The sequence below is a fragment of the Ktedonospora formicarum genome (assembly GCF_016587355.1).
GTDB classification, from domain to species: domain Bacteria; phylum Chloroflexota; class Ktedonobacteria; order Ktedonobacterales; family Ktedonobacteraceae; genus Ktedonobacter; species Ktedonobacter formicarum.
In genome coordinates, this window is the sequence record NZ_BNJF01000004.1 from 343684 (window position 1) to 368667 (window position 24984).

23 protein-coding genes and 1 pseudogene are annotated in these 24984 nt (G+C 54.5%); 16 read left to right on the forward strand and 8 right to left on the reverse strand.

Annotated elements, in window-relative coordinates; genetic code table 11:
* Positions 1 to 62: 62 nt before the first annotated feature.
* The 4 genes from K3T82_RS33175 to K3T82_RS33190 all read right to left on the reverse strand — a co-directional run bounded on the left by K3T82_RS33175 (position 63) and on the right by K3T82_RS33190 (position 3296).
* Entirely contained in the window at positions 63 to 311 is a 249-nt protein-coding gene (locus K3T82_RS33175; protein ID WP_220197808.1) for a transposase, read from the reverse strand.
* Between the two features lie 316 nt (positions 312 to 627).
* Positions 628 to 930, reverse strand: coding sequence for a hypothetical protein (locus K3T82_RS33180; protein WP_220197809.1), 303 nt, complete (start codon positions 928 to 930; stop codon positions 628 to 630).
* Positions 931 to 1306: 376 nt separating this feature from the next.
* Entirely contained in the window at positions 1307 to 2920 is a 1614-nt protein-coding gene (locus tag K3T82_RS33185) for an ISKra4 family transposase (RefSeq protein ID WP_220197810.1), read from the reverse strand.
* Between the two features lie 25 nt (positions 2921 to 2945).
* Positions 2946 to 3296 (reverse strand): hypothetical protein, encoded by a 351-nt coding sequence (locus K3T82_RS33190; protein ID WP_220197811.1) that lies wholly within the window; start codon positions 3294 to 3296, stop codon positions 2946 to 2948.
* 187 nt (positions 3297 to 3483) lie between these two features.
* Here K3T82_RS33190 and K3T82_RS33195 point away from each other — a divergent pair, with 187 nt between their 5' ends.
* Positions 3484 to 5127 (forward strand): IS1182 family transposase, encoded by a 1644-nt coding sequence (locus tag K3T82_RS33195; protein ID WP_220197812.1) that lies wholly within the window; start codon positions 3484 to 3486, stop codon positions 5125 to 5127.
* Between the two features lie 179 nt (positions 5128 to 5306).
* On the opposite strand, the gene K3T82_RS33200 is transcribed toward K3T82_RS33195, so the two are convergent.
* Positions 5307 to 6362 (reverse strand): ATP-grasp domain-containing protein, encoded by a 1056-nt coding sequence (locus tag K3T82_RS33200; RefSeq protein ID WP_220197813.1) that lies wholly within the window; start codon positions 6360 to 6362, stop codon positions 5307 to 5309.
* Positions 6363 to 6589: 227 nt separating this feature from the next.
* Here K3T82_RS33200 and K3T82_RS33205 point away from each other — a divergent pair, with 227 nt between their 5' ends.
* From K3T82_RS33205 to K3T82_RS33255, 12 genes and pseudogenes are all read left to right on the forward strand, one after another.
* On the forward strand, positions 6590 to 7264 hold the full coding sequence (locus tag K3T82_RS33205; protein WP_236031719.1) for a response regulator transcription factor: 675 nt from the start codon (positions 6590 to 6592) through the stop codon (positions 7262 to 7264).
* Positions 7254 to 8693, forward strand: coding sequence for a sensor histidine kinase (locus tag K3T82_RS33210; RefSeq protein WP_220197815.1), 1440 nt, complete (start codon positions 7254 to 7256; stop codon positions 8691 to 8693). The genes K3T82_RS33205 and K3T82_RS33210 overlap by 11 nt, the downstream gene beginning before the upstream one ends.
* Before the next feature lie 181 nt (positions 8694 to 8874).
* Complete coding sequence (locus K3T82_RS33215) at positions 8875 to 10227, forward strand: ABC transporter permease (protein WP_220197816.1); 1353 nt, start codon at positions 8875 to 8877, stop codon at positions 10225 to 10227.
* Between the two features lie 32 nt (positions 10228 to 10259).
* Complete coding sequence (locus K3T82_RS33220) at positions 10260 to 10991, forward strand: ABC transporter ATP-binding protein (protein WP_236031720.1); 732 nt, start codon at positions 10260 to 10262, stop codon at positions 10989 to 10991.
* 56 nt (positions 10992 to 11047) lie between these two features.
* Positions 11048 to 12514: a S41 family peptidase gene (locus K3T82_RS33225; protein ID WP_220197817.1), complete on the forward strand. Its 1467-nt coding sequence runs from the start codon at positions 11048 to 11050 to the stop codon at positions 12512 to 12514.
* Positions 12515 to 12812: 298 nt separating this feature from the next.
* On the forward strand, positions 12813 to 13007 hold the full coding sequence (locus K3T82_RS48270) for an IS4/Tn5 family transposase DNA-binding protein (protein ID WP_236031721.1): 195 nt from the start codon (positions 12813 to 12815) through the stop codon (positions 13005 to 13007).
* A complete protein-coding gene (locus K3T82_RS33230) occupies positions 12988 to 14193 on the forward strand; it encodes an IS4 family transposase (RefSeq protein WP_236031722.1) in 1206 nt (401 codons plus the stop codon). The genes K3T82_RS48270 and K3T82_RS33230 overlap by 20 nt, the downstream gene beginning before the upstream one ends.
* Before the next feature lie 187 nt (positions 14194 to 14380).
* The gene (locus tag K3T82_RS33235) at positions 14381 to 15673 is read left to right on the forward strand and encodes a transposase (protein ID WP_236031723.1); all 1293 of its coding nucleotides are present in this window, start codon (positions 14381 to 14383) and stop codon (positions 15671 to 15673) included.
* Positions 15674 to 15793: 120 nt separating this feature from the next.
* Entirely contained in the window at positions 15794 to 16009 is a 216-nt protein-coding gene (locus tag K3T82_RS33240) for a hypothetical protein (protein ID WP_220195347.1), read from the forward strand.
* A gap of 193 nt (positions 16010 to 16202) precedes the next feature.
* Positions 16203 to 16648: pseudogene (locus tag K3T82_RS33245) on the forward strand (AAA family ATPase); the annotation flags it as partial.
* Positions 16615 to 16923 carry a hypothetical protein gene (locus K3T82_RS33250; RefSeq protein WP_220197818.1) on the forward strand — a complete coding sequence of 103 codons (309 nt, stop codon included), beginning with the start codon at positions 16615 to 16617 and terminating at the stop codon, positions 16921 to 16923. The pseudogene K3T82_RS33245 and the gene K3T82_RS33250, both read left to right, overlap by 34 nt.
* Positions 16920 to 17933: a DUF3102 domain-containing protein gene (locus tag K3T82_RS33255; protein WP_220197819.1), complete on the forward strand. Its 1014-nt coding sequence runs from the start codon at positions 16920 to 16922 to the stop codon at positions 17931 to 17933. Before K3T82_RS33250 ends, K3T82_RS33255 begins: the two co-directional genes overlap by 4 nt.
* A gap of 92 nt (positions 17934 to 18025) precedes the next feature.
* On the opposite strand, the gene K3T82_RS33260 is transcribed toward K3T82_RS33255, so the two are convergent.
* From K3T82_RS33260 to K3T82_RS33270, 3 genes are all read right to left on the reverse strand, one after another.
* Positions 18026 to 18613, reverse strand: coding sequence for a hypothetical protein (locus K3T82_RS33260; protein WP_220197820.1), 588 nt, complete (start codon positions 18611 to 18613; stop codon positions 18026 to 18028).
* Between the two features lie 181 nt (positions 18614 to 18794).
* Positions 18795 to 19547: a hypothetical protein gene (locus K3T82_RS33265; protein WP_220197821.1), complete on the reverse strand. Its 753-nt coding sequence runs from the start codon at positions 19545 to 19547 to the stop codon at positions 18795 to 18797.
* Positions 19548 to 19598: 51 nt separating this feature from the next.
* Positions 19599 to 20780: a polymorphic toxin-type HINT domain-containing protein gene (locus tag K3T82_RS33270; RefSeq protein WP_220197822.1), complete on the reverse strand. Its 1182-nt coding sequence runs from the start codon at positions 20778 to 20780 to the stop codon at positions 19599 to 19601.
* Between the two features lie 193 nt (positions 20781 to 20973).
* Here K3T82_RS33270 and K3T82_RS33275 point away from each other — a divergent pair, with 193 nt between their 5' ends.
* The 3 genes from K3T82_RS33275 to K3T82_RS33285 all read left to right on the forward strand — a co-directional run bounded on the left by K3T82_RS33275 (position 20974) and on the right by K3T82_RS33285 (position 24849).
* Positions 20974 to 21330 (forward strand): hypothetical protein, encoded by a 357-nt coding sequence (locus K3T82_RS33275; protein WP_220194323.1) that lies wholly within the window; start codon positions 20974 to 20976, stop codon positions 21328 to 21330.
* 10 nt (positions 21331 to 21340) lie between these two features.
* Positions 21341 to 22525: an ISKra4 family transposase gene (locus tag K3T82_RS33280; protein ID WP_220194322.1), complete on the forward strand. Its 1185-nt coding sequence runs from the start codon at positions 21341 to 21343 to the stop codon at positions 22523 to 22525.
* Positions 22526 to 22617: 92 nt separating this feature from the next.
* Positions 22618 to 24849: a TIR domain-containing protein gene (locus K3T82_RS33285; RefSeq protein ID WP_220197823.1), complete on the forward strand. Its 2232-nt coding sequence runs from the start codon at positions 22618 to 22620 to the stop codon at positions 24847 to 24849.
* Positions 24850 to 24984 lie beyond the last annotated feature (135 nt).

Consider the following 24984-nt stretch of genomic DNA (forward strand, 5'->3'; position numbering starts at 1 on the left):
TTTCATCGATCCTGGCTCATTTCACGGAACTTTTTCATGAGTTCTGGTAGATAGACGTTAGTTTAAACAAGAATTACCTGACGATCCGAGTAATTCTCCATATATTGAATGATGCTTATCAGGGCTAGTCTCCACGGTTGCTCGGCGAATTGACCATTACTGGGGTAGAGTGAAGTGAATTGCTCGTCATGATAGAGTGCACCAAATTCATCACGTAACCACATGTACCGATTCCCCTTTGGAAAGAGGCTTCTGGCGACACGAGCGGTTTCTTCGGGAATGGCTGGCAGTGATTGCGGATGCAGGGACATGAGCGTTCTCCTTCACATCTTGCCTATCTTGCTGGCTTTTCACCTTCCTTCAGCAATTTTACCATTTTTCTCTTTCTCTCAGCCAATGCTATTCGCCAACAGAGTCGCTGCACGAAGCGGAGCAAGGCATAGATGTCATCATTTTAAGATACTGTAGACTCCTCACCAGATTGGAGGGGTTCGAAGAGGATTGGAAAGGAAGAAGGAACGCAGAAGAGGCAAGGGTGAGACCAAGGAGAGCTGCACCATCGCACGTGTGGCCCTCCTCCAGCGCTGGAGGAGGGCCACCACGACCTCCTCCAGCGCGTCTTGATGGTTACAGGTCGATGGACCTGAACCGATCTCCGAGCCCCTCCCCGAGCTCCTTCAGCAGCTTCTTGATCTGCTCATCGAGCTCAGGCTCACCAGCCCGGTCAAGCGCCGCCTTGTGGAGCGCCGGGAATTCGCGACCGTGGAGGATCTTCAGACCAAAGATGGTCATGAAGTCCCCCTCGGGACCGTCAGAGAGCGTCTCGAGGATGTTGACGAGATCGAACTCCTTCTTGGCACTCGCCTCACGCGCCCTGCGAAGGCGCTCCCGGATGGCCCTCGCGTATGCCTTGTCTTGTTCCAGTGACACGATTCCTCCCAGAATCGTCGTCGGGTTCCCTCTGGCGGTTGCCAGGGGAAGATTGGAGGGTTTCTTGCTTCCTGTGCTTGCTTACCGCGCTCTTGCTGCGATAGAAGCCAACTGCAGCAACACCTCTCCCTGGCTTCCTTCACGCACTACGCTTTCTGCGACCCTTGTGGTGCGAACGCACGCAGGTGGATGGAAACCGATCTTGCTGCCAAGCAGTATAGGCCATGTCAGGCACAATATGGGTATGCATCTCTGTGCACACGAAGATGACTTGGTCGCGAGGAGCTTCATTGACGGAGAGATCACACGAGCCCATACGGTGGGAAGATTTGTCTCCAGAGGCCAACGAACCCTCGCTCTTTTCCTCTCATATGATTCAGGCTGTACGCTCACGATAGGCCCGTTGCCGACACCGCCCAGAACAGTACGCTCTCTGTCGCCCTCCACGCCGACGACCACGTAATTGTACCAGCTCTGCTCCACAGAAGAGACACGTTTCTCCCTGCACGCCTCCTGCCCTGTGAAAGAGATCATTCACCCGCTTTGGAACGCTCCTCTCCTTCTTTTTCTGCTGACGACGGCCGCAAGGATGCATGGAACGGGAGTGCCGTGTTGGTGGCACCAGAGGCAAAGGCGTCATACGTCGCATGATATGTCCCTGTCGCTCACGATAGGCCCGTTGCCGACATCGCCCAGAACAGTACCGTTTGGGTCGATGCCCTTTTTGTCGTCTCAGAGGCCCTCCACAGAGGCAGGTGTCTTGCCCGAGGCGCTGTGATGACGACGCTGCGAGAGAGCGTCCTGGACGGCATGAGCGCTCTCTAGAGGGCAGATGTGTCTCGTGAGAGACAACCACAGGAGCGGTTGTCTCCAAGGACGAAACCGGCGGAGCAAGTTCTTGAGATGCCGTCGATGAGAGAAGAGAAGGCGAAGAGGGCTCTGGCAGGCAGGAGCGATCCCTGAGACGGAATGAGCGCGATCGAGATTGGGGCTGGCTTTCACAACAAGGCTCCCTTGAGAGATATGCCTGCTTGAGCGCCTTGGTGAGAGCCTTGCGCCACATTTCTTGCCACCGCTCATTACACACGGCGTTGCGTAAGGCCAGCATGGGGTTGACATGATCGCGTTGCCAGTGCATGCCTGAACCTTTGAGACGTGCTTGGACCACCAGTTTATTGGCGCTTTCGACCATACCCGAGCCAATGGGCCAGCCGTGCTCCCGAAAGGTGGGATACTGCATCAAGGGCTCCCGCTTGCGCAGATAATCGAGATGTTCCTGGATTCCCTTCTGCTGGAGCAGATCGCTCCCCAAATGATTGGCCATACGCAGTAGAGGACGGGGACCACGGTGTTTGAGCACATGCAAACAGCGCGAGAGCATCTGGTCAGGCAACTGTATTCCCGCTTGTGTACATCCTTCCAGCAGCGCGCTCACGTGTTCGGCAGCATGGGGAAAGTCCAGAATGCGCACCGCATCCGGTCGATATCGTTCGGCAAACGCCTGACACCATTCCGCTCCGTCCGTCACCGCGCACACCTGTGTTGCCTGGGCCACCTTTCGCCGTTGCATCTCTCCTTTGGCCAGTGCGGTAAAGGTAGCGGCGCCCGACAGGTGGGAAAAATACGAGAGGTGGTCCACGTGGATCTCCTGAGTTGCAGGCTTCCTGTTGGGATCGGGCTTGCTCACAGATTCCCCAATAGCGACGGTGCGCACCTCAACCCACTGCTTGTGCACCAGTGAAATCATAGCGCCATCGGCACTCACCACGCGGAGCTTCGGCGCTGGCACATCTTTGCGTGTTTCGGACGGAGGAGCCAGAGACGCCTCTGTCTGAGCAACATCCATCCACGCGCCCATCTGCTCAGTCAAGCGGCGGGCGGTTTCGGTGCTCACCTGGACCCCCAACAGATCACCGAGCATCTGAGCAGCTTGCGCAAACGGCAAGCAACTGGCCAGATGGGCGAGGTGCTCCTGTTGACGCGGCGCCAAGCTTCCTGGCAGTAACTGGAGTTCTCTATCGAGGGGGAAAAAAGCTCCGTTGGCACGTGGGGCAGGTGCCGTACGTTCGGTTCAGCGTGACGGATTGTCCTCCATTGCCTTGCAGGGTCCGCTGATGCTGTCCCCGTGCCTGCAGAGGAACGACACAAGTGGGACACGTCGGAGCTGGCTGGCCGGGCGTTTGCCCCCATTCTTGGCTCTCACTCGCCTGGGCTGCATCTTGCAACACCTGGGCTTCCAACTCCATCATCCGCCGATGGATCTCGTCTTCCATCTCCACGAACGTTGCCGTGGGGTGCGCACGGCGCCACTCTTTGATCTCAGTCAAAATGGCAGTACCTGTTCTCAGCCAAGTGTGTTCGTCCATCCTCTTCTCCATGCTCCTTTTGCTCTCTGATAGATGTAGTGTATCACCCTTGTCCTTGATCTCGCTCAGCAGTGCAAAAAGTGATCCTGTTGGCAAAAGGGATTCGCCGTAAAGCAAGCAGACTGCTAAAATAAGAGAGAAGAAAAGAAAGAGGAAGGAAAAGAAGGAAGGAAACAGGAGCAAAAAGATGTCATTGCAACCAGAAGCCATTCCAGCCATCCCAGAAGAAACAGCTCGCGTTGCTCGCACAATTGTCCCCAAAGGCAATCGTTATATGTTATTGAGAGATGAGTTAGGAACTATCTACACAGATGAACTGTTTCTCAAGGTGTATCCTCAAGGTGGTTCCTATGCAGAAGCTCCGTGGCGTTTAGCACTGGTATGCGTGATGCAATATATGGAAAACTATAGTGACCGGCAAGCGGCAGAAGCGGTAAAAATGCGTATTGATTGGAAATATGCATTAAATTTGGAATTGACCGACCCAGGCTTCAATTTCTCTGTCCTCTCGGAATTTCGCCAACGTTTGCTTGGGGGAGGGCAGGAAGAGGTGCTCCTCAACACGCTGTTACATGTCTGCCAAGAGCGAGGGTGGATCAAAGAACGTGGAAAGCAACGTACTGATTCGACCCATGTGCTGGCAGCCATTCGCACTATGAATCGGCTTGAATGTGTAGGAGAAACACTGCGAGCAGCTCTCAACAGTTTGGCGATAGTGGTTCCTGACTGGCTCCGTGCTCATGTACCAGTGGAATGGTATGAGCGCTACGCCCGTCCCATAGATGAGTTTCGCCTCCCTAAAGAAAAGAGCAAACGACAAGCCCTCGCTGAACAGACCGGAGCAGATGGCTTTCAGTTACTCCAAACTTGCTATGCTGAGGGTGCTCCCATCTGGCTACGTGATATCCCGGCGGTTGAAGTGTTACGACGCATCTGGGTTCAACAATATATGCTCACACAAGACACGTTCTCTTGGCGCTCAGATGACAATATTCCTCCGGCTGCCATTCTTCTCTCCTCTCCTTATGATCTTGACGCTCATATGAGTATCAAGCAGGAGACGATCTGGACAGGATACAAAGCTCATCTAACAGAAACCTGTGATGAAGAACGACCACATCTCATCATTCATGTGGAAACGACGCCTGCAACCACCCAAGATTCGGACTTGACTGAACCTATCCATCAGCGCCTTTCCGACAAGGCCCTCTTACCCGCAGAACATGCAATGGACGCTGGATACGTAGATGGAGACCACTTGGTCAACTGCCAAAACACCTACGTCGTCGAACTGATAGGTCCAGTCGCCAATGATCCCAGTTGGCAGGCCCGTGCAGGACAAGGCTTTGACGCAGCTCACTTTTCCGTTGATTGGCAAGCACACAAAGCTACCTGTCCTGTCGGGCACACCAGTCGCAAATGGAAACTGGCACGGAGCCAACGCGGGGCAGATGTCATTCGCGTCGAGTTTGGCAAAAAAGACTGCCAGCAGTGTCCTTGTCGTGCGCTCTGTACGACAGCACCAAGCAATCCTCGCCAATTAACGTTGCGTCCTCACGCTCAATACGAGGCTATTCAAGCAACACGACAACAGAAGACAACACACGAGTTTCAAATGCGTTATGCCATGCGAGCTGGTGTTGAAGGAACCATTTCCCAAGGTGTCCGAGCCTTTGACTTACGCCGCAGTCGCTATTTTGGGCAAATGAAGACACATTTACAGCATGTGATGATTGCTACTGCTATCAACTTTTCTCGTATTCTTAACTGGATTATGGGTATTCCTCTTGATACTACTCGTAGCTCTCGCTTTGCTGCTCTTAGCCCTTAGTCCTTTTGCCAACAGGATCAAAAGTTGTGGGACACCCATACTTCGCCTGAGACGTCTCTCTCGTTGCGCATCCTGCGGGCAACTCAGGGAAAAGAGCAGTTATCCACATTCCTCCCTTGAAATGTGGATAACTGATGTGAGAGATGGGGAAGAGAAGAGGAAACGATGTGCTCTTCCGATCAAGAGATCGAGGACGAAATCACATGCCCTCTTTTCTTGCCTGATGACTCGCTTGCTTGGGAAGCGAATACATTCTTCTGTTGATCCACCTGTCGAGCAGGGAAAAGCGCTGTGACGACAGCGGTCCCCTCATCCTCATCATCACCTTCCTCAAGATCCTCCTCGCCCAAGGTGCGAAGCATCTCAGCAAGCATGGTCACCAAGTACTCGCAGGCTTTGACATTGAACGCAAAGAAGAGACGAGGTTCGGTAAGTTCCAGTTCACTCAAACGCACGTGCCCTGTCTCATCACGGATGAGATCAATGCGCGCATATAATAACGGAGGAAGACGTGAGAGCACGGCATGCGCCAGGCGCACCTCATCTTCCTGCAAGGGCACAGACCTCTCCTGTGTGACGATATCAGGAACCAGCGTACAGACACGGCGCACCGCATGGGTGATCTGCCCGGCAATCGCGATGAGGGAATGTTCCCCTGACTCCTGGATCACGGACGGATAAAAAGGTTGGATCAGCACCGGATAGCCTCGCGCGCGCATCTGAGCCAGATGTGCCTGTCCGGCCTGTATGCTCTCTTTAGTGTCTGTCGAGACCAGAGAGAGCCCAAAGCTCTCAGCCGCAATAGCTGGCTTGAGGATCACCTGCTTCCATTGACGCTGCTCCAACAGACCGCGCAAAACGGATTCAGGCTGCTTGGGAGTCATCCAGTATGTCGGAATCGTGGGGATACCTTGTAAGGAGAGGTCATGTAAGTAGCATTTGTTGGTATTCCATTCCACGATGGGCAATGGGTTGAGCAGCACACTACACCCGGCAACGTGTCTCGCCCACCGAATGAAGGCTGTCCGCTGCTGGTAGTAGTCCCAGGGAGAGCGCAGCACCACGAGATCACAACCTTCCCAGTCAAAGGAAGGATCAGTCCAGGGAACGAGATCAGCTTCAATGCCCGCGTGATGTAAAGCATGCAGCAGCGCCAGATCATCACCTACCTGATAATAGTGCCGATTCGATGTGACCAACGCAATGCGCTGGTGAGATGAGCACCTTGCTCTCATGCGCTAATTTCCTTTTCGAGGCACGAGGCCAAAAGAGGTTGAACCTTCCTCTCCTTGTGCATACCTCACACGAGAGAGGGGCGAAACTCTGAACCTGCTTGATCTTTTCCTCATAAAAACCTCACAACTTCCTTGTATAATGCAAAATATCGACGCATCTCGCTTTTTCTCTCCAACAAAAAAATTTAAAGGTTGGGAACATACCTATGAGATGGAAAATTCTTATCGTGGATGACGATAAAAAAACTGTAGATCTGATCCGACTTTCCCTGAAAAAAGAAGGCTTTGAAACCCTAGAGGCGTATGACGGTCTCGAAGCCCTGGCATTGACTCGGAGTGAGGTTCCCGACCTGATTATCCTCGATTGGCTGTTACCGCATATCGGTGGTCCCGACCTCTGCCGTATCATACGTTCTGAGTCCACTATCCCGGTAATTATGTTGACTGCCAAAGCGACGGAAGAGGATAAACTCCTAGGTCTGAATCTGGGTGTTGATGATTACCTGACCAAGCCATTTAGTCTGCGTGAACTGGCGGCACGTGTACGCATTGTGCTCCGCCGAACGCACCGGTGGGCAGAACGTCCAGCAACGCTCCGTGCTGGCAATCTGCTCATCGATTTGCAGGCGCACGAGGTCTGTCTCTCCGGGCAACCAATCCGTCTTACCCCCAAGGAGTTCAAGCTTCTGGAAACATTTGCCACCTCTCCTGGCCGAACCTTTAGTCGCCAAGAACTGGTGGAGCGAGTCTATGGCCTGGACTACGATGGTTTTGACCGCACCATCGACTTTCACCTGGGGAACTTGCGTAAGAAGATCGAGGCTGATCCTGAACATCCTCCCTTTCTCCAAACCGTGCATGGCGTCGGCTATAAGTTCAGGAGGGCGGGTGATGTTGAGTAGCTTCTACCCGCGCCTCATCTTAATGCTGCATAGCCTGCGTCTGCGTCTCACGTTGATGTTTATGCTTGTCGTCATGGTAGCAGTTGGCACGGTTGCCCTGATTGCGAATCAAGCAACGACCAACAACCTGCAGGTCTACAATCAGGCAAAGGACAATCAGCAGATCATTTCAACGTTGCTCGCTGCCTACCAACAGCATCAGAGCCAGCAAACATTACAAGCGCTCACCGAACAATTAGCGCACGCTTCGCACCTACGTCTCATCCTGCTCGATGAGCAGAATCGTGTCATCGCCGATTCTGACCACACGTTGATCGGACAGGTCATTACCTCGCCAGTCTCTTCCTCGCCTTCTACAACCTCCTCTTCACACTCAGACCTGCTCTATATTTCCACGAATAAGCCCGCCCAATCTTCCGCCCATGTCGACTTTCAGCTCAGTAATAACTCGCCCGAAGCAACCTTTCTGACTTCCGTGAATCATGCTCTCTGGATGGCAGTCCTCATCGCTGGGCTGCTTGCACTGCTGCTGGCTCTGGGGTTTGCCAGTACGCTCCTGAAACCGCTGCATACGCTGAAAGCCGCTGCTGGGCGGATGGAGCAAGGCGACCTGAGCCAGAGGGTTTCCATCACCGCCAAAGGTGAAATTGGCGCACTCGCCCACGCATTCAACACGATGGCTGATAGCCTGAGCCGCTCAGAGCAAGTGCGCAGCAATCTGATGAACGATGTCGCGCATGAGCTGCGCAATCCTCTGATGAATATTCGCGGCTCTCTGGAACTGCTTGCAGACCAGATACTTGAGCCAACACCGGAAACCCTGGCCTCGCTCTACGAAGAGACCTCGCTTTTGAGCCGATTGGTCTCCGATCTGCAGGATTTATCCCTGGCAGAGGCTGGTCAATTGCGCCTCGCGCGCCAGCCTATCGAACTGGCGGAAGTGGTGAGCCAGACAGTACAGATTGTCCAACCGCAACTAGAGAGGAAACACTTGATGCTTTGCGTGTCTCTTCCCTCTCATTTGCCTCCCGTTGAAGCCGACCCAGAACGGGTTGCCCAGATTCTGCGCAATCTCCTAAGCAACGCTATCATGCATACTACCCCTCCTGGCAAGATCACTATTACTGCCAGTCTCAGTGCAGCGATGGTCCAGATCCGTGTGCTAGACACGGGAGAGGGCATTGCACCCGAACATCTTCCCTACCTCTTCGACCGCTTTTATCGTGCGGACTCTTCCCGTTCCCGTGCCACAGGGGGCACCGGACTGGGCCTAGCTATTGTGAAGCAAATGATTCAGGCGCACGGTGGACAAATAACCGTCGAGAGCCAGCCAGGGAAAGGAACCTGTTTTACCTTTTCCCTTCCCGCAGTTCCCAAGAGCCCTGATGAGAAGGGCTCCTCACAGGTCGCTCTCATCTCCACCACATAACAGTTCCATCAGGTATGGGTGCTGTGCATCATCAGCACCCATACCTCACAATTTCCTCACACATTCCTCGATCATTCCTCACGCCTATTCGCTATCCTCTACCTGTCAGAGAGAAGCGATCGCTTCTCTCGCATGACGATCTCGAATATCGCATTGAAAACAGAAAATGGAGTTCACCTCTATGAAACTCATCGTACGGAGTATCAGGAATGTGCTTCGCAGCCCGGTTCGACTGCTTCTGGTCGTCGCGCTGCTAGGAGGAAGCCTGACATTTGTCGCGTCAATGGTGAGCCTAAATACAAGCTCCCAACAGCAAATTGCCATGGTGGAGAAACAGGTAGGCACAACCATTAACATCGAATATATACCAGACCAGGACTCCTCTTCAGATTCAGATTCAGCGAACGAAGCAACCCCGGTCGATGGCCCTGGAAATACATCTGTGAACATTACGCCACCTCACATCACAAGGAGTATGGTGGACAAAGTGAAGAGGACTCAAGGAGTGGCTAGCGCACAACAGCGCCTCTTCCGACCCGATACGGAAGGAACGCTACAAAGCGCCTCGAAAATTCCCACGCCTATTCCCGTAACAATCAATGGAATCTCCCAGGACGCCACCAATTTCACTCTGGCTGGTGGAACCGTACCGACCCTCGTTTCCGGGCGCAATTTCCGCGCTAGCGATGCCAATGCCTACGTCGCCATGATCAGCCAGCCCCTGGCGCAGAAGAATCATCTCAGCCTTGGCTCAACCTTCACATTGCATGGAAAAACATTCACACTCATTGGCTTGTATACGACATCGAGTGAAAGCGCCGATGACAGCATCGTCATTCCCCTGACGACCATGCAGAAGCTCTATCAGGTCGATGGCGTGGATGCTCTTACGGTTACTGCCGTGAGCCGGGAGCAAGTCGAAGCGGTAGCCGCCAAGTTGCGCACAATCCTTGGGCAGAATTTCAATGTCGTTACACAGGCTTCCCAGTACAACGGTGTGTTGAACGCGCTCCGCGTCGCGCAGAATAGCATCCGGGCGGCTCTGGTAGCCTCCTTCCTCATCGCCGCTGCCGTCATCATCTTCGCGGTGCTCATGCTCGTTCGGGAACGAATAGCCGAGATCGCTATCCTCAAAACGATTGGCGCGTCACACCTGCAAGTCTTGCGACAATTCTGGACCGAAATTCTCGCTTTGAGTATTATGGCGTCCGCACTAGCAATCCTTCTGCTTGTGACTATGGGACCGTTCCTTGCCCATTTGTTCGATATTGACGCGGCGTCCCTGGTGAAAGCCGCTGCCGGCGGCCCCAGCATTGATCACCCACTTATTATGCAAAATGGCGTTACAACAAGCACAACAAGCACCGTCGATGCCAATCTCAGCAATGTACACCTGGCAGCCGCCACCTTGAATGTGCAAACACTGTTGATCATTCTCGGCGTGGGCATAGGGCTGGCCTTGCTGACAAGCTTCATCCCAACCTGGTTTGTTGCTCGCCTCAAACCCGCTCAGGTCTTGAGAAAAACAAACTAAAACAGCGCAAAAGAAAGAGAGAAGATCCTCAGATGAATACACAAGGTGTTTCAACGGAACAAGCAGATCCATCGAGGGACTCCGTGATGGTACAAGCTTCAGCCGTTAGTAAATCCTTTCAGACAAGAGGCCAGGTGATCCAGGCGGTGAACGATGTCAGTTTTGCCTTTACCCAGGGGCAATTTGTGGCGCTCCTGGGGCCGAGTGGCAGCGGGAAGTCAACCTTGCTCTACCTTCTTGGTGGTCTGGATAAGCCCGATGCCGGGGAACTCGTGATTGACGGCGTGGATACCAAAAAGCTCTCAGCCGCGCAGGAGTGCCGCTTCAGGAGGCACAAGATTGGCTTTGTGTTTCAATCCTTTCACCTGATACCAAGCCTGACCGCCCTTGAAAATGTGATGTTGCCAATGGAACTCAAAGGAGGCGCTTCGAGCGCGGCTATGCAAAATCAAGCCAGCGCTCTCCTCAAGCAGGTCGGCATCGACGAGAAGCGGCACAATCATACCCCAGGCAGGCTCTCAGGAGGGCAACAACAGCGCGTTGCTATCGCGCGCGCACTCGCCAATGATCCCAAGGTCATTCTAGCCGACGAACCGACTGGAAATCTGGACTCCCAAACTGGCAAGAGAATCATCGAACTCTTGAAGCAACTGGCGAAACAAGGCAGAACGGTGATTGTGGTGACGCACGATCATAGTATCGCCAAAGCGGCGGATGTTCGCCTGTATGTGGAGGATGGAAGAATTGCAGTCAAGACCACCTAATTACTGTATCCAGATTCACATATATCACAAGCAAAATATATTCTTAAGGAAGAGTCATGAAATTAGATCGACCCTGCCAGTCGTACTGGAGGCATGTACTGCTCGTCTTGAGTCTGTGCGTGCTCAGTGCCTGCTCCTCCGAGAAGGCCAACACGCAAAGCTCAAAAGCGTCAACTCCATCAACGCAAAGATCAGGAGCCTGTACGTCTCCTGATCCGACCCAGGCGCTTCCCACTCCCACAGCTCCCACCCTGTCTACACTTGAACAAGCCTATTGGTGCCTGTTGGACCATCATGTGACCAGGAAGACGCTTGATAACCGAACACTGCTCGGCGGGGCCTTTAGCGCCATGGTGCAGGAACTGCTCAGCAAAAACCTGGACCAGTCCACCGCGATGCCGCCCTCGCTCACTGGTGACGCAGAGGCGGATTGGTCGTCCTTTAGCACGGTCTACCAACGCGTGAGTAAGGCTCTATCACAAGATGCAAAACTTCAGCAGGAGCTCGCGGCAGCAACTATGCAGGGCATGGTACAAAGCCTGCACGATAATCACACCTTCTGGAATATCTCGGCACCAGCTTCCGTGCTCAAGCAGTATCCTCAAGGCGTGAACTATGGATTGGGAATTGTTACCTCTGCCACAAACGGGGCTTTCTACCTGCCCGAAGCACGCTCTCCGCTCTTTGTGACTGAAGTACAGCCTAATTCGCCAGCGGAACAGCAGCACATCGCGCCAGGGGATAGTATCGTCTCGGTCAATGGTAGCACCCCTTTTACCAATAATCAGCTTAATCCAGGGGTAATGTCCTGGCTCAATCCCCAACTGTCGAGCAACGCCGTCGTGCATGTGACACTCTCGCGACCCAAGACAGGGCGCATCTGGACAGTGACTCTTATTCCAACCTTTTTCGCACCTTCTATGGCTCCTGTCGCCAGCGCGCGAGTAGTGGACAACACGCTGGCGTATGTCAAGCTGACACAAGTTTCGCCCGACGCTGGCGACCAAGTAGTCAAAGCCATTGACAGCCTGCACCTGGGAAATCGTCTGCGCGGGATCATCCTGGATGTGCGTGATAATGGCGGTGGCTCTCCAGAAGGTGTTTCACAACTCCTCGGAGCCTTTGTCCATGGCCAAACCTTGGGCTACCTTGTCGATAGCGAAGGCAAACGTACCATCTTGCCTACCACAGATACGGTTTCCCTGTTGCATCAACCGCTAGTGTTGCTCACCAACCGCCGCTGCGCCTCTGCCTGCGAGGAGCTATCTGGAGCTATGAAAGATCTGAAAATTGCGCCCCTGGTGGGATCGAGGACAGCGGGAGCGATAGCCGGAGCAGCCACCCCTTACCTCCTGAATGATGGAAGTACGTTGGGTATCACCACACAGCGCGGGTTGGGTGCCAACGGAGAAACACTTGATGGTTCTGGCGTCGCTCCAGATTATGAAGTTCCGCAGACAGCGCAAGAATTATCCTCAGGGCAGGACCCTGCTATCGAGAAGGGAATCGACCTATTACGCTAGCTTGCTAGCAAATATCGCTTGTCCTCTTGGCTTCTTGAGAGGAGTGCAAACCTCCATCCACTAATGGGCAAGCGATGTATTCTATTTTCTGCTTATCTGCTGTCCAAGGTGAGTCCCACTGAGCAGACACTCACGTTCCATTGGTTTCCTGCGATCCTACGTAGCCTGTTGCTTACGCTCTTGTTCTTGCAAGTCGTCGGACTCCGACGAACCTGGGACTTACAAAAACCGAGCGAGAAAGCCCCGCTCTTTCAAGGCTGTCTTTTACCCACATTTTACAATTTGCTACAATGGGGAAATGAACATCCAGACAGTATTGGACCCGGAAGCATGGGCAGAACAAACATTTGGGCAAGTGCAGTTGCGAGATATGCGGCGGACGAGGCGAGCTGTCCAGGCGGCGTGTGCCATTGCACGTGATGCCTCAGCCTCGTTGCCCAAACAACAACAGAATTGGAAAGGGGTGCGCATCCTTGTATCGCTGGCTTCATGAACCCGACGTCACCTTCGAAGCGCTCGTGCAGCCTCATCAGCAGCAGACCCGAGAACGCATGCAAGCAGAGAGAGTTGTCCTTGCTGTGCAGGATACAACCGAGATTGATCTCTCCCACCGAGGCAAGATGGCTGGCATTGGGCAAATTGGCAATGCCAAAGGGCGTGGTTTCCATCTGCAAACAGTACTGGCGGTACAACCGGAGACCAGAGCCGTTCTCGGATGCCTGGCCCAAAAGCCGTTTGTTCGTCTCCCAGCTCCAAAGAACGAGCAACGGTATCAGAGGCGGCATCGAGAGCAGCGCGAAACGGATGTGTGGATGCAGATGATCGAGCACGTTGGCCCCTCGGCTGCTGATGGCCTGTTGGTGCATGTGGGGGATCGAGGAGCGGATATGTTTCCTTTCTTTCGGGCTTGCGTCTCGACTCAGACGCACTTTGTGGTGAGAGCGGCTCACAATCGCCGAGTCGAGGCCCAAGAGGAAGAGCTTGGTCATCTTTTGGATCGGGTTCGTGCCTGGTCCAATCAGGATCAGCGTCCCTTTGCGGTCCCAGCCTCTCATGGGAGAGCAGGTCGAGAAACGACGCTTCAGATCAGCTTTGGGCAAGTCAGTATTCTGCCCCCCTGCAATGATCCACGTGGGAGCAAGGACCCTCTGCCCTTGTGGGTGGTCCGTGTCTGGGAACCAGAGCCACCTGAAAGCGTGGAGCCTCTGGAGTGGATCTTGCTCACCTCAATGCCCATACATGCCGACGAGCAAGCCTGGGAGCGGGTTGCATGGTATCGCTGCCGTTGGATCGTCGAAGAGTATCATCAGTGCCTGAAAACCGGGTGTCGCATCGAGGAGCGACAGATGCAAAGCGCGGATCGCCTGATGCGCCTGCTGGGTCTGTTCTCTGCAGTGGCCGTGCGTCTGCTGCAACTGCGTACGTTCTCCCAACAGACGCCGGATCGTCCAGCATCTGAGGTGGTTGAAGTCCAAGCCGTTGCCATCATCGCGACGCGAACAGCGCAGTCACCCTCGATGCTGACGGGAAAAGCCTTTTGGATCGAGGTCGCCCGCATGGGGGGGTATCTGGCTCGTGCTGGCGATGGCCCGCCGGGATGGAAAACGCTCTGGAAGGGCTGGCTCCAGGTACAAACCTTGCTTGAAGGCGTTCATCTTGCTTCTCACCTCTCTTTGTAAGATGTGGGTAAAAGACAGTCTTTCAAGGCGGGGATGAATCGCCGTTCCTTTGAAGGCGCAGGCGTGGGGCAAATCCTCACAACAACGGATGGTGAAGGACTTGACGAGATGCGACGTTGCTGCTATACTTGCTCTTGCATAGAATATCTGTTCCAACGTCACATGAGCCAGGAGGAAGGGAGCTGGGATGAAGAAGAAGGGCCAGGCGACAAAAACACACCCACGAGCCACGAGCACCCCCACATTTCTGCTGGAACTTCCGCTTCAGGTGAACGCTGGGCAGGCCAGGCGTGTACGTGCCCATCTGGAAGCGGCCCGTCAGCTCTACAATGCCATCCTCTCCCTGGGACAACGCCGCCTGCGCCGCATGCGCGCTGATCCCGCCTGGCAAGAGGCTCGCTCCATCCCTCGCACCGACAAGGCCGAGCGAGCGGCCGCCTTCTCTGCCTTGCGCAGAGCCCATGGCTTCACCGAAGCCGCCTTCCATCACACGGTCAAAGGCTTGCGTGTGGGCTGGATCGCCGAGCATGTTGAGGCGGTACTGGCTCAAACCCTGGCGAGTCGTGCCTACCGTGCCCTCAATCGTGTCTGCCTCGGCCAGGCCAGGCGCGTGCGTTTTAAGAGCCGCGGACGAGGCTTCAGCAGCGTCGAGAACAAGCGTCATGACACGGGCCTGCGCTTTGTCTTGCAGCCACCCGAGAAGGGAAACGCCGGGTTTCTGCTCTGGAACGGGGACTGCCTTCCAGCCCTCATCGATTGGGAGGATGAGGTGGCGGCTCATGGGCTGAGGCATCGCATCAAATACGCTCGTCTCCTCCAACGCCCTGCTAGCAGCCCCAGAGCGGCCGGAGCCGATGCGGAAGGAGACTGCTACGGTGTGCAACTGGTCCTGGAGGGTACTCCTCTCCGCAAACCGAAGCACACGGTTGGGCAAGGGATCGTGGGAGCTGACCTGGGTCCATCGACCCTGGCGCTCGTTCCTCAGCAGGGGGAGGCCAGCCTACAGGTGTTGTGCACGGAGTTGACTCCTGACGCCAAAGCCATTCGTCGGTTGCAGCGACGGATGGATCGGCAACGGCGAGCGGCCAACCCAGAGCACTACGACGAGAAGGGACGCCTCAAGAAGCAGGGAGCCAGGAAGCGGCGGTGGAAGCTGAGCAAGCGCTATCACGCCACGCGGCGACAAAAAGCCAGCAGGGAGCGTCGCCTGGCGGCGCACCGCAAGAGCCTGCATGGTCGCAAGGTGCATGAGGTGATGGCGCTGGGCAATACCATCATCCTGGAAAAGATTTCCTACAAGGCCTGGCAAAAGACTTTTGGCAAGAGCGTGGGACTGAGAGCACCAGGGATGTTTGTAGCATGGTTGAGAGTGCGCCCAAAGAGGCGTCTGATCTTCTGTCGTGCGAGAGCACGACCTCACTCAGGCGAGGTGAGTAACGCGGCACCTTACTTCCAGCCGAAAGGTATGGGGGGACTGTAGCATGGTTGCTGAAACGTCTCTTGAAGCTCTACTACCAAGAGCCAGACGAGAGGCAGCGAGGCCGTCCAAGGCAAAGGCTTGATGGCTTGAACCCTAGTCGTGGTGGAATTCATGCGTCCGATGGGATTGGTAGAATTGCCCATGCCTGATGAGCACAATGAACGTCTCAAGCGTTGTGCTCGCCTGCATCAGGACCAGCCCGTAGGGAACGGGAAACGACGAACGGGGTGCCTACAGACGGAGCGAAGATCAGGTGTAACTTGGGGATCGCCTACCATCCGCGAGGATCAAGGCGACGGAGTGGCGGTAGTAGCGAGTCATCTTGTGACAAAGTGAAGCGCCACAGGAGGCCAGACTCAAGAAGCGATGGTTGGCACGGATGTGTCAGCAGACCATCGTGGGAGTTGCGTTGAAAAGACGCAGGCCTCTGGAGAGCCTGGTGCATGGAAATCGTGCATGCCATGGTTCGGGGGAGGGCCGTTGGAAAAGGGCTGGCGTGAGCCAGTACCTCGCTGGCGGCCTATCCTACCGCACCGTTGCAAGCACAGGCGGCACCCTGGTGGCGCGTCCCCACACGCACCACAGCGCTGAGCCAATGGTGTCATGGCTGTGGCAAGCGGGTGAAGAAACCGCTCTCTCAGCGCTGGCATCAGTGCGAGTGTGGTGTGGGTCCCGTGCAGCGCGATCTCTACTCGGCGTTTCTGGCTGCCTATCTTAATCCAAGAGATCCCATCCCCTCGTGTGCCCGATACGCGTGCGTATTGGGAAGGTGCGGAGGCGCGCCTGCGGGCAGCACACGAGTGTCTCATCCAACGCGCGAAAGAGGGGCAGGACCTGCCCCAAAGCTTGGGTCTGACTCGAGCCAGAGCGCGTCTGCCCGAAAGTCCAGGGGAACCACCACTAGAGCTCGTCCTCCCACAGCCGTGGGACGGGTGGGAAGCGTGGGCCGAACCCCTGGAACCCCCGCTGCTTTAGCACGGGGAGCTTCAGGTGGCTACACTGGTCAGACTCTAGCGATGCTTTCGGGTCGGCCTCGGGCCTACGGTTATCGCCACACCGAGCGATTTCTGGCTGAGTTGGCAGTTATTGGAGCAAATGCCGCTCTCACCGAAGCGCTCGCGCGCTGGACTGCTTTGCTGTGGAAGCCAAGGCTGCAGGAGAGAGTGGGTCTTGCTTCCACCTCAGTCGCTGGTCATCCCACCAGCACCCACCCTGGAGAAGACGATACATCAGAAGGAGACCCCCCATGAACCACGATGATCCTCGCTCCCAGACATCGGGAGTCGCCCAGCCGATACCGATCACTGAGCAGATCCAACCTGACACTCTTTCCTTTGGGTATGAGGCGCTTTCGCCCCAGGATCGCGCCTTTGTCGAGCAGAAGACCGCCGAAACCCTGCATTTGTTGCGACGTACAGCGGAGGGGGCCATTGCCATTGGCTATAACCTCCAGGCGGTGCGTGAACGGCTTCCGCATGGACAGTTTATGCAGTGGGTGCAGCGTGAACTGGGGATGCGACGGCAAACCTGCCAGAATTTCCTGAATGTGGCCTCTGCCTATGGTGAGCGTCTCCATCTCGCCAAGCAGCTCCCGCTCAAAGTGCTCTATGAGCTGGCAGCCGCGCCTGAAGCGATTCGCCAACAGGTCGAGACGACTCAGATCCCGACCACCATCGACGCCATTCGGGCTGCAAAAGCGGACCTCAAAGCCGCGCAAGAAGCTGAGATGCAAGCAAGGCGAGAGACGGAGGTCATGCGACAGGAACTCGCAAACCTGCAAGCGCGCTCCGAGGAGATCGAGCGTGCACGGACGGATGCACAAGAGGCTTTGTTCCACCTACAAGGGGAACGGCAGAGCTGGGAGCAAGAGATGCATGAGGAGGGAAAAGAGCCAATCATTCCACCAGACATCGAGCAACGCCTGCATACGCTTCACACGCAGATTGAGACCCTCACCACCCAACGAGATGCCCTCTCAGCTCAGGTTGCGAAGATGGGTGAGCAGATGCGTGGGGCTGTACTGCAACACAACGCCCTCCCGGCGGCACAGAAGTTTCGTCAGCGCTGGCGCAAAGTGGCAGCAGACATGCTTCTCAGTGGCACGCAATTTATCGCCCAGCAGCCCTCGCCATTAGAACTCGAAGGGCTAGAGATGGAGGATTGGACAACCCTGGAGCGCATTGAGGCGCTCCTTGAGCAGGTACAGAAGATGGTCCAGCATATCCATACCACCTCATCGCATGTCATCGATGCGAAGTAAAAAGATAGCCCATTCTGGTCTGATGACTCTAAAGAGAAGGAGAAAGGGTGTGCGCACGCTGTAGCACGCCCTTTCTCATGAAGGAACCGGAATCATTTCTTGTCTTCTGGAGCGCTGGTTGTCGGCCAGTTGAGGATGTACAGCACAGTCAGTGCATCGTCATGGAACTGATATCCCAGGCGAAACGGTGAGGACAGATGCATCTGTGAAAAGATCCCGCTTTCGATCAGTCGCTCAAACACATGCCAGATGACAATCCGGATATTCCCTTCCATGTAATCGTCGGCTCTCTCACGCCCTTCGGGATAGGCATCGCTGGAAACGAATTCCTGCCATCCTTCAAAATAGACCTCTCTATAGGGGGCATAGGCAAAGAGGTCGACATTTGCAGTATATTCAACAATGTCTTGAGAGAGATAGTAACGAGCATACTGCCATGAGTTTGCGCTTTGAAGCATCTCCTCCCTTTGCTTAAAAATAGATTGTTGGTCGTCTTGGGCCATGCGGAGTGCATTGTGAGGCGTGTCAAGAAAAAGAGAGAAATCTCCATCTGTGGGTATCCACCCATACGCGAAAAAAGAGCAAGTCTCATCGGGATGTTCTTCCGCAAATTGGAGAAGTGCTGATTTTCCCTCAAGAAAAAGACTCTCCTCAACCTCATGCCAATCTGGAGCAGGCATTATCATGTTCTCCTTTTGATCTTGTTTCTTTAAGAAGCGCCAAACCAGACCCATAATATGCTCATTCGAGGGGCTTCGAGAGAAGATTTTAAGCCTCTTTACAATATACGATAGCTATTCCCGCTTTCCATTTGAGGGATAAAATCAACCGTTCCTCAATATGAGGAAACATAATAGCGTTTTATCGATACAGCTTATGAAAATGCTCGGCTTCTTGATCTGTCAGAAGAAAACCAAAATATTGTAACCGCTCCATTGTCGTTTCTAGCAGAGAAAATCTCTCACACTCTTGTTGTTTTTGAACGAGCCAGCTATGCTGTCGCCAAAGACCATCCATCGAAAGCGCGTACCCAGTGACAATACTACGTTTTTCTTTCTGTTTCTCCCAATGCCAGGCTACATTGGAATGACATTCACGAGCTTCTCCAGGTATGAGCTCTCTAGGTCCATGAAAGGCTTTTCCTCGCTCTAATAAAGCCTCTATATCCGGCTCGTATCTGTAAACCATTCGCTTCCCTCCGAGAAGAAGTAATTGTTGCTCTAAAGGAAGTAATGGGACAGGAACGGTTTCTTGAATAGGTGTTTCCTGTTGAGGGTGCAAAGAAAGTGTTCCCCAGTCATCTGGGTTGGAAAGTTGAATCCAGATCTCATCTGAAGGAATGTCTGGAATTGGACGTCTTGAGCGCTTTCTGTAGTAGCAGTAGCAGAAAAATTCTGCCAGTTGATCCCAATTGACGTTATGAAGATCCATATCCAAAGAAGGACCAATGGTATGCTCTGCAATGCTGGCAGAAATCATGGACCTCAATGTATTTTTCGCGTCGTGTCGAGAGCTTCCCTCCTGAACCCAAGAATTGAAGGTTGAGAGTAAGTTGTCTCTCCATTCAGCATTGGCCCAGATAAGCCTTAGTAAAGACGTTGTCTGATAAACCACTGTTCCATTATCTCCACTTAAATATAAAATCCATGCATCTCCGGGCCAGGTTCAGTCAAGGTAAAGGATTCTCTCCATTCCAAGATGGTGCCAGATATGTTTTTGAAAGTGATTTTCTTTTAGAGTATCATTTTCAAATCCACAATTGTGTACAACCCCAAGCCCATCGCTGACGGTGAAGGTGTGATCCTGCGCCACCTCCAAGTTATACATAGTGCTTGTGCCAGCAACCACATTCCAGGCAACGAGTGTACCCACACTGCCATCGGCGCGGATCAGGTGTAAGCTAACATCTAGGTGCGCCACCTCCACAAAGCCCTTTTCCTGGGTGAGGAAGGGGTGCTTCTTGTTGGTATGCACTGTGTCTATTTGCTGGACGGGATGACCTTGCTTATCCTTGGTGGTGTAGGCAATGGCAAGATCGACCAAGTCATCGTCGTGGTTGATCCAGACATGCTTGATGGGCTCGAGCTCCATCTTCTTGGTCGTGGGGTTATACGCCCAGACCTTCTCACCGGCCTTGAGTGTGCCAATGGCTTGCTCGCCAGTGGCGGTGGCAACAGGGGTATCGAAGGTGAAGCTACAGGCATGCTCAGCAATGTCCTCTGCTCCGTGCTCAGCAATGTCTTCGGCTCCATGAGCTGCGGCATCTTCCGCCGCATGAGCGAGTAGTTCCTCGCCGCCCTTGGCAGCCAGTTCTGCGATACGAGCCTCTTCGCCGAAGCCGGCAACCATGGACATCTCCATGGTTAGGTTCATCGCCAGATCGGCGGCAGCCCACAGCTTATCCCAGCCACTGGTATCGCTGCTGGTGAGGGTCCCAACATCGTTGACCATGGAGGAGATACCCAGGAACATATCCACGCCAGACCACAGCAGGTGCCCGGCATTGGTTGCCCATGAGACGATAGGGTCTGGTGGCGGAGGAGGTGGTGCCGCTGGTCTGGGTTTGGGCATTGGTGGTGGCGGTGGGAAGGCTGGATGCACCACGGGGCGATAGACGCCACTGTTCCAGGTGCCAATGACCGTTGGAGGGGCTGGACTCCAGGGGACGGTCTCGTAGAGCTTGCCTCCACTGATCCAGGCTCGTTCGTCCTTGTTTCCTATAAAGGCGTTACCGGTAGGATCGGTGCGCGACTCTGGATTGCCACCCACGTAGTCATAAGGGTCCATGCCCTGCATAAAGAGCTCCAGACCTTCTCGCATCGTCTGCTGATTGCCAAAGACAATCAACAGATACTTTCCACCATATTGATGCGCTTTCTAGCAGAAAAAACGCTGGGTATGTAAGGGACGATCTTTTTTTTACCTCTCCTTGACTCTTGAAAAGCCCTGTCAATCCTTCTGGGTGTAATTCAGATTTTTGCAAAAAGACAAAGATGGTACACTGAGGAGGAGACAAGCGAGAGAAAAGAGAGGAGAGGGTATGAAGCAGCAAGAGGACGATCAGCAATGGGAGCAAAGAAGCCAGCAGGTAGCCAAGAGTATGCAAGAGTGGCGGCTTGCCCATCCCCAAGCGACCTTAGCCGACATCGAGGAGGCGGTTGACCAACAGATGAACGAGCTACGAGCGAGAATGATCGAGGATCTCGCTCAAGCCAACCAAGCAGACCAAGGAACCGGTCGGAGTAAGCCGGTGGCCTGTCCAGAGTGTGGGAAACGGATGCAAGTGCGTGGCAAGCGAGAGCGCCGACTGCAAACGCAAGGAGGACAAGAAGTCACCCTGATTCGTGAGTATCAGAGCTGCCCTCATTGTGGGTACAGCTTTTTTCCCCCTCGATGAGCTCTTGGACTTGCCTCAAACAGGTTTGATGCCCCATGCCCATCAAAGCCTGGTTCGGTTGGGAGCCCGTCTTCCTTTTGAGGAAGCGGCCAGTGAACTGCATGCCTTGTTGGGGATCCAGGTCAGCGACTCGCTGGTGCGTCGGCAGACCTTACAAGCAGGAGCCAGAGTCCTGGTCATGCAAACCGAGCAAGCCAGCGCGGCCTGCGCCCTGGTCGGGGAAGGCACAGAGCCTGTGGCTTGCCGTCTGGCAATGAGTGGAGATGGAGCCATGGTTCCCCTACGAGGAGGATGTTGGGCAGAAGTCAAAACGGTGGTCATTGCAGAGGTCCTCCCTGCACACACACGCCATCAAGATGCGACGGACAAACGAACCATCAACCACTCCTGCTTTTCGCGGCTGGCAGATGCAACCACCTTTGCCGACCTGGCATCAGTGGAGATCACACGGCGAGGCATTGAGAGAGCCGCAGCGGTCTGTGCGGTGCAAGATGGAGCCGAATGGCTTCAAGGCTTTGTGGATGGGCATCGCTTCGATGCCGTGCGGATTTTAGATTTTGCCCATGCAGCCGAGTATCTGGGTCGGATCGCCGAACAAGGGGAATTGGCAGGTCAGCATGTGCCCAAAGGCTGGCTAAGAGCCATGCTTCATGAGCTCAAACATCATGGGCCAGAGCGCATCATGAAGCATATGGCGTGGTGGCAAGAACACCGCCCCTTGCCTGCGGTCAGCGATGCGGTGCGTTATTTTGGCAAGCGCCTTCCTCAGATGCAGTATCAAGAGTTCCAAACCCAAGGCTGGCCCATTGGCTCAGGCATGGTGGAAAGCGCCAACAAGCGAGTCATGCAGGCGCGGCTCAAACGAGCAGGCATGCATTGGGAGCCCGCCAACGTGAATCCTCTGCTAGCTTTACGCGATGCCCTGTGTAATCACCGCTGGGAAGAAGTCTGGGACCAGCAACATCAGCGACAAAGAGAAGAGCATCATGCCCGACGAGTGCAGCGCAGCCAGCGGCGACGAGCACAACTGGAACAGGTGCTGGAGGAACAGCTTATCGAGATCTTGCTGCTGTCGGCGCGTGGAAAGGCGAAGGCGCAACAGACTCCCCACAAAGGGAGAACCGAAGGCCAAAAGCGCTGGGGACGCATGACCTTTTCTCGCAAGGCGCTTCCAAACCGATTTGCAAAAATGTGAATCACACCCAATCCTTCTTATTCACTTGTTGCATTCTGAGAAAACTGTTATACTTCTCAGTACCATATTTAATGCTATCAAAGGTGAGGGGAATGCTTAATCGCACACAACCAGAACCTGTGCAACTTTTTTACTCCTATGCCCACGAGGATGAAGCCCTCCGCACCATGCTGGAGAAGCATCTGAGCCTATTGCACCGTCAGGGTTTGCTTGCTCCTTGGCATGACCGCAAGATCCAAGCGGGGGCAGAATGGAAACAAGAGATCGATGAGCATCTCAATGCCGCAACGATCATCCTTCTACTGCTGAGCTCCGACTTTCTCGCCTCCGACTACTGCTATGAGCACGAGATGCAACGGGCAATGGAGCGCCATGAACGCGGCGAGGCTCGTGTCATTCCGATCATCCTGCGTCCCTGTAGTTGGCAAAGTGCTCCCTTTGGTTCATTGCAGGCGCTTCCTCGCAATGGACAGGCTATCACGACATGGAGGAATCGGGACGCCGCATTTCTGGAAGTGGAACAGAGTCTGCGAGCCCTGATCGAGTATCATCCTTCTCCGACTCCTGTTTCGCGTTCCACGGCCAAAAGCCGTGAGAATATGGCGCTGCGTTTGCAGTCGATGTACCATGAACTCCTGGCAGATTCGTTGCAAGAAGCCGCATGGATTGAACTAGGCCTCTCCATGCAGCCGAATGCGGTGCAGAACGCGACGAATCTCTGGCTGCGTCAAGTCACCAGACCTGCCCATCCCCTTCCTCCTGGCACGTCCATTTCCAAAGTCTATCAGGAAGCCAACCAGGAACTTTTGCTTCTAGGCAAACCCGGCACGGGGAAATCGACGTTGTTGTATCAGCTTGGTCATGATCTGCTCAAGGAAGCAATCAAACATCCGAGGCATCCCTTACCTGTCTTGTTTCCTCTCTCGTCCTGGGCCCAGAAGCGCCTTCCCTTGCAGGAGTGGATCGTGGAGCAATTGGCTTCCCCGCTCTATGAGGTTCCCCGAAAGTTGAGCCAGCAATGGGTCCAGGATGAGCAGATTCTCCCGCTTCTGGATGGCCTGGATGAAATGGAAGAGACAGCGCGGCCAGCCTGTATTGCCGCCATCAATACCTATCGGCGCGAACATCCTCTTCGTCCGCTGGTGGTCTGTAGTCGAAGCAACGAATACAGAACGGCCTCAAAGCCGGAACGATTACGTCTCCAAAGCGCGGTTGAGGTTCAGCCTCTCTCTCCTGCGCAATTGGAGGCCACGCTCAACCAGGCGGACAAGCCGTTTGCCCCGCTGCGAGCAGCGCTCAAAGCGAATCCAGCGTTGCGGGAACTCGCCAGGACGCCTCTGTGGCTGGCTGTGCTCCTGCTGATGTTCAGAAATGCTTCTTCCGTTGAGACATTGCCCCAACGACGCTCCGATCAAGGGCGGAACCTCTTTGAGCAATATGTCCAGCGAATGGTGGAACGGAAAGGAGACAGGAGACGCTATCCTCTCAAGCCCACGGTGCACTGGCTGAGCTTTCTGGCGAGGCAGATGCGCCAGCAGAACCAGACGATCTTCTCGGTGGAACTGCTCCAACCAGATTGGCTTCCCAAGCAATACCAGTCCATGTATCATCAGAGTCTCAGCATATTTGTTGCGGTGCTCATCGGGCTAAACATTACTCTCCTCGTCACGTTTCGCTTAGGGTTGCGCATCGGGCTGCTCGGCGGCATGCTCGCGATAACGATCGTCAGGCTGGCGTTCAGGGAGGTCATCGGGAAAGAACGTCGAATAGCACTGGCTGAGCACATCACCTGGTCCTGGATAAGGGCTGGAAAAGGATTCTTTGTTGGGCTTGGTGCTGAGCCATTGCTCCTGTCATTCGTCGGGCTACTCGTCAGGCAGGACTCGGGGCCGGTGAAAGACTTGAGCATCGGATGGTTCATCGTAGGGATTGCCTACCTGGTCGCTGGACTCCTTGGATTGCTCCTCGGTGGGTTGGCACCATCGCAATCTCTTGAACGCCATACCTTTTCCCCTGGCGAAGGCATTCGTCGTTCACTCTGGAATGGATTGTTCATTGGGCTGCTTGCCGGGTCGCTTACTGGACTGACTGCTGGATTAGTTGCCGGGCCAATCCCCGGGTTGCTCATTGGACTGGCCGCCCTACTGGTCTCTGGATTGTTTCGAGGGCTCCTTGCCACCATCCAGCATACGCTCCTGCGCTTCTGGTTGAGAAGAGCTGGCTGCTTCCCATTCCAGGTTGGAGCCTTTCTCGAAGATGCCCGCGCTCGCCACCTGCTCCAGCGCGTGGGGGGAGCTATCGCTTCACCCATCGATTCTTGCTAGACTACTTCGCGGATCTGGATGAAGCGACGACCCCTACATCTGTTTCCGCTCCAACATCAGAAGCATCGATAAGTGAACCCAAGACTTGATCGTCGTCTGCCAAAGATGCCAACATATGGTGTCTTCATGCCAATG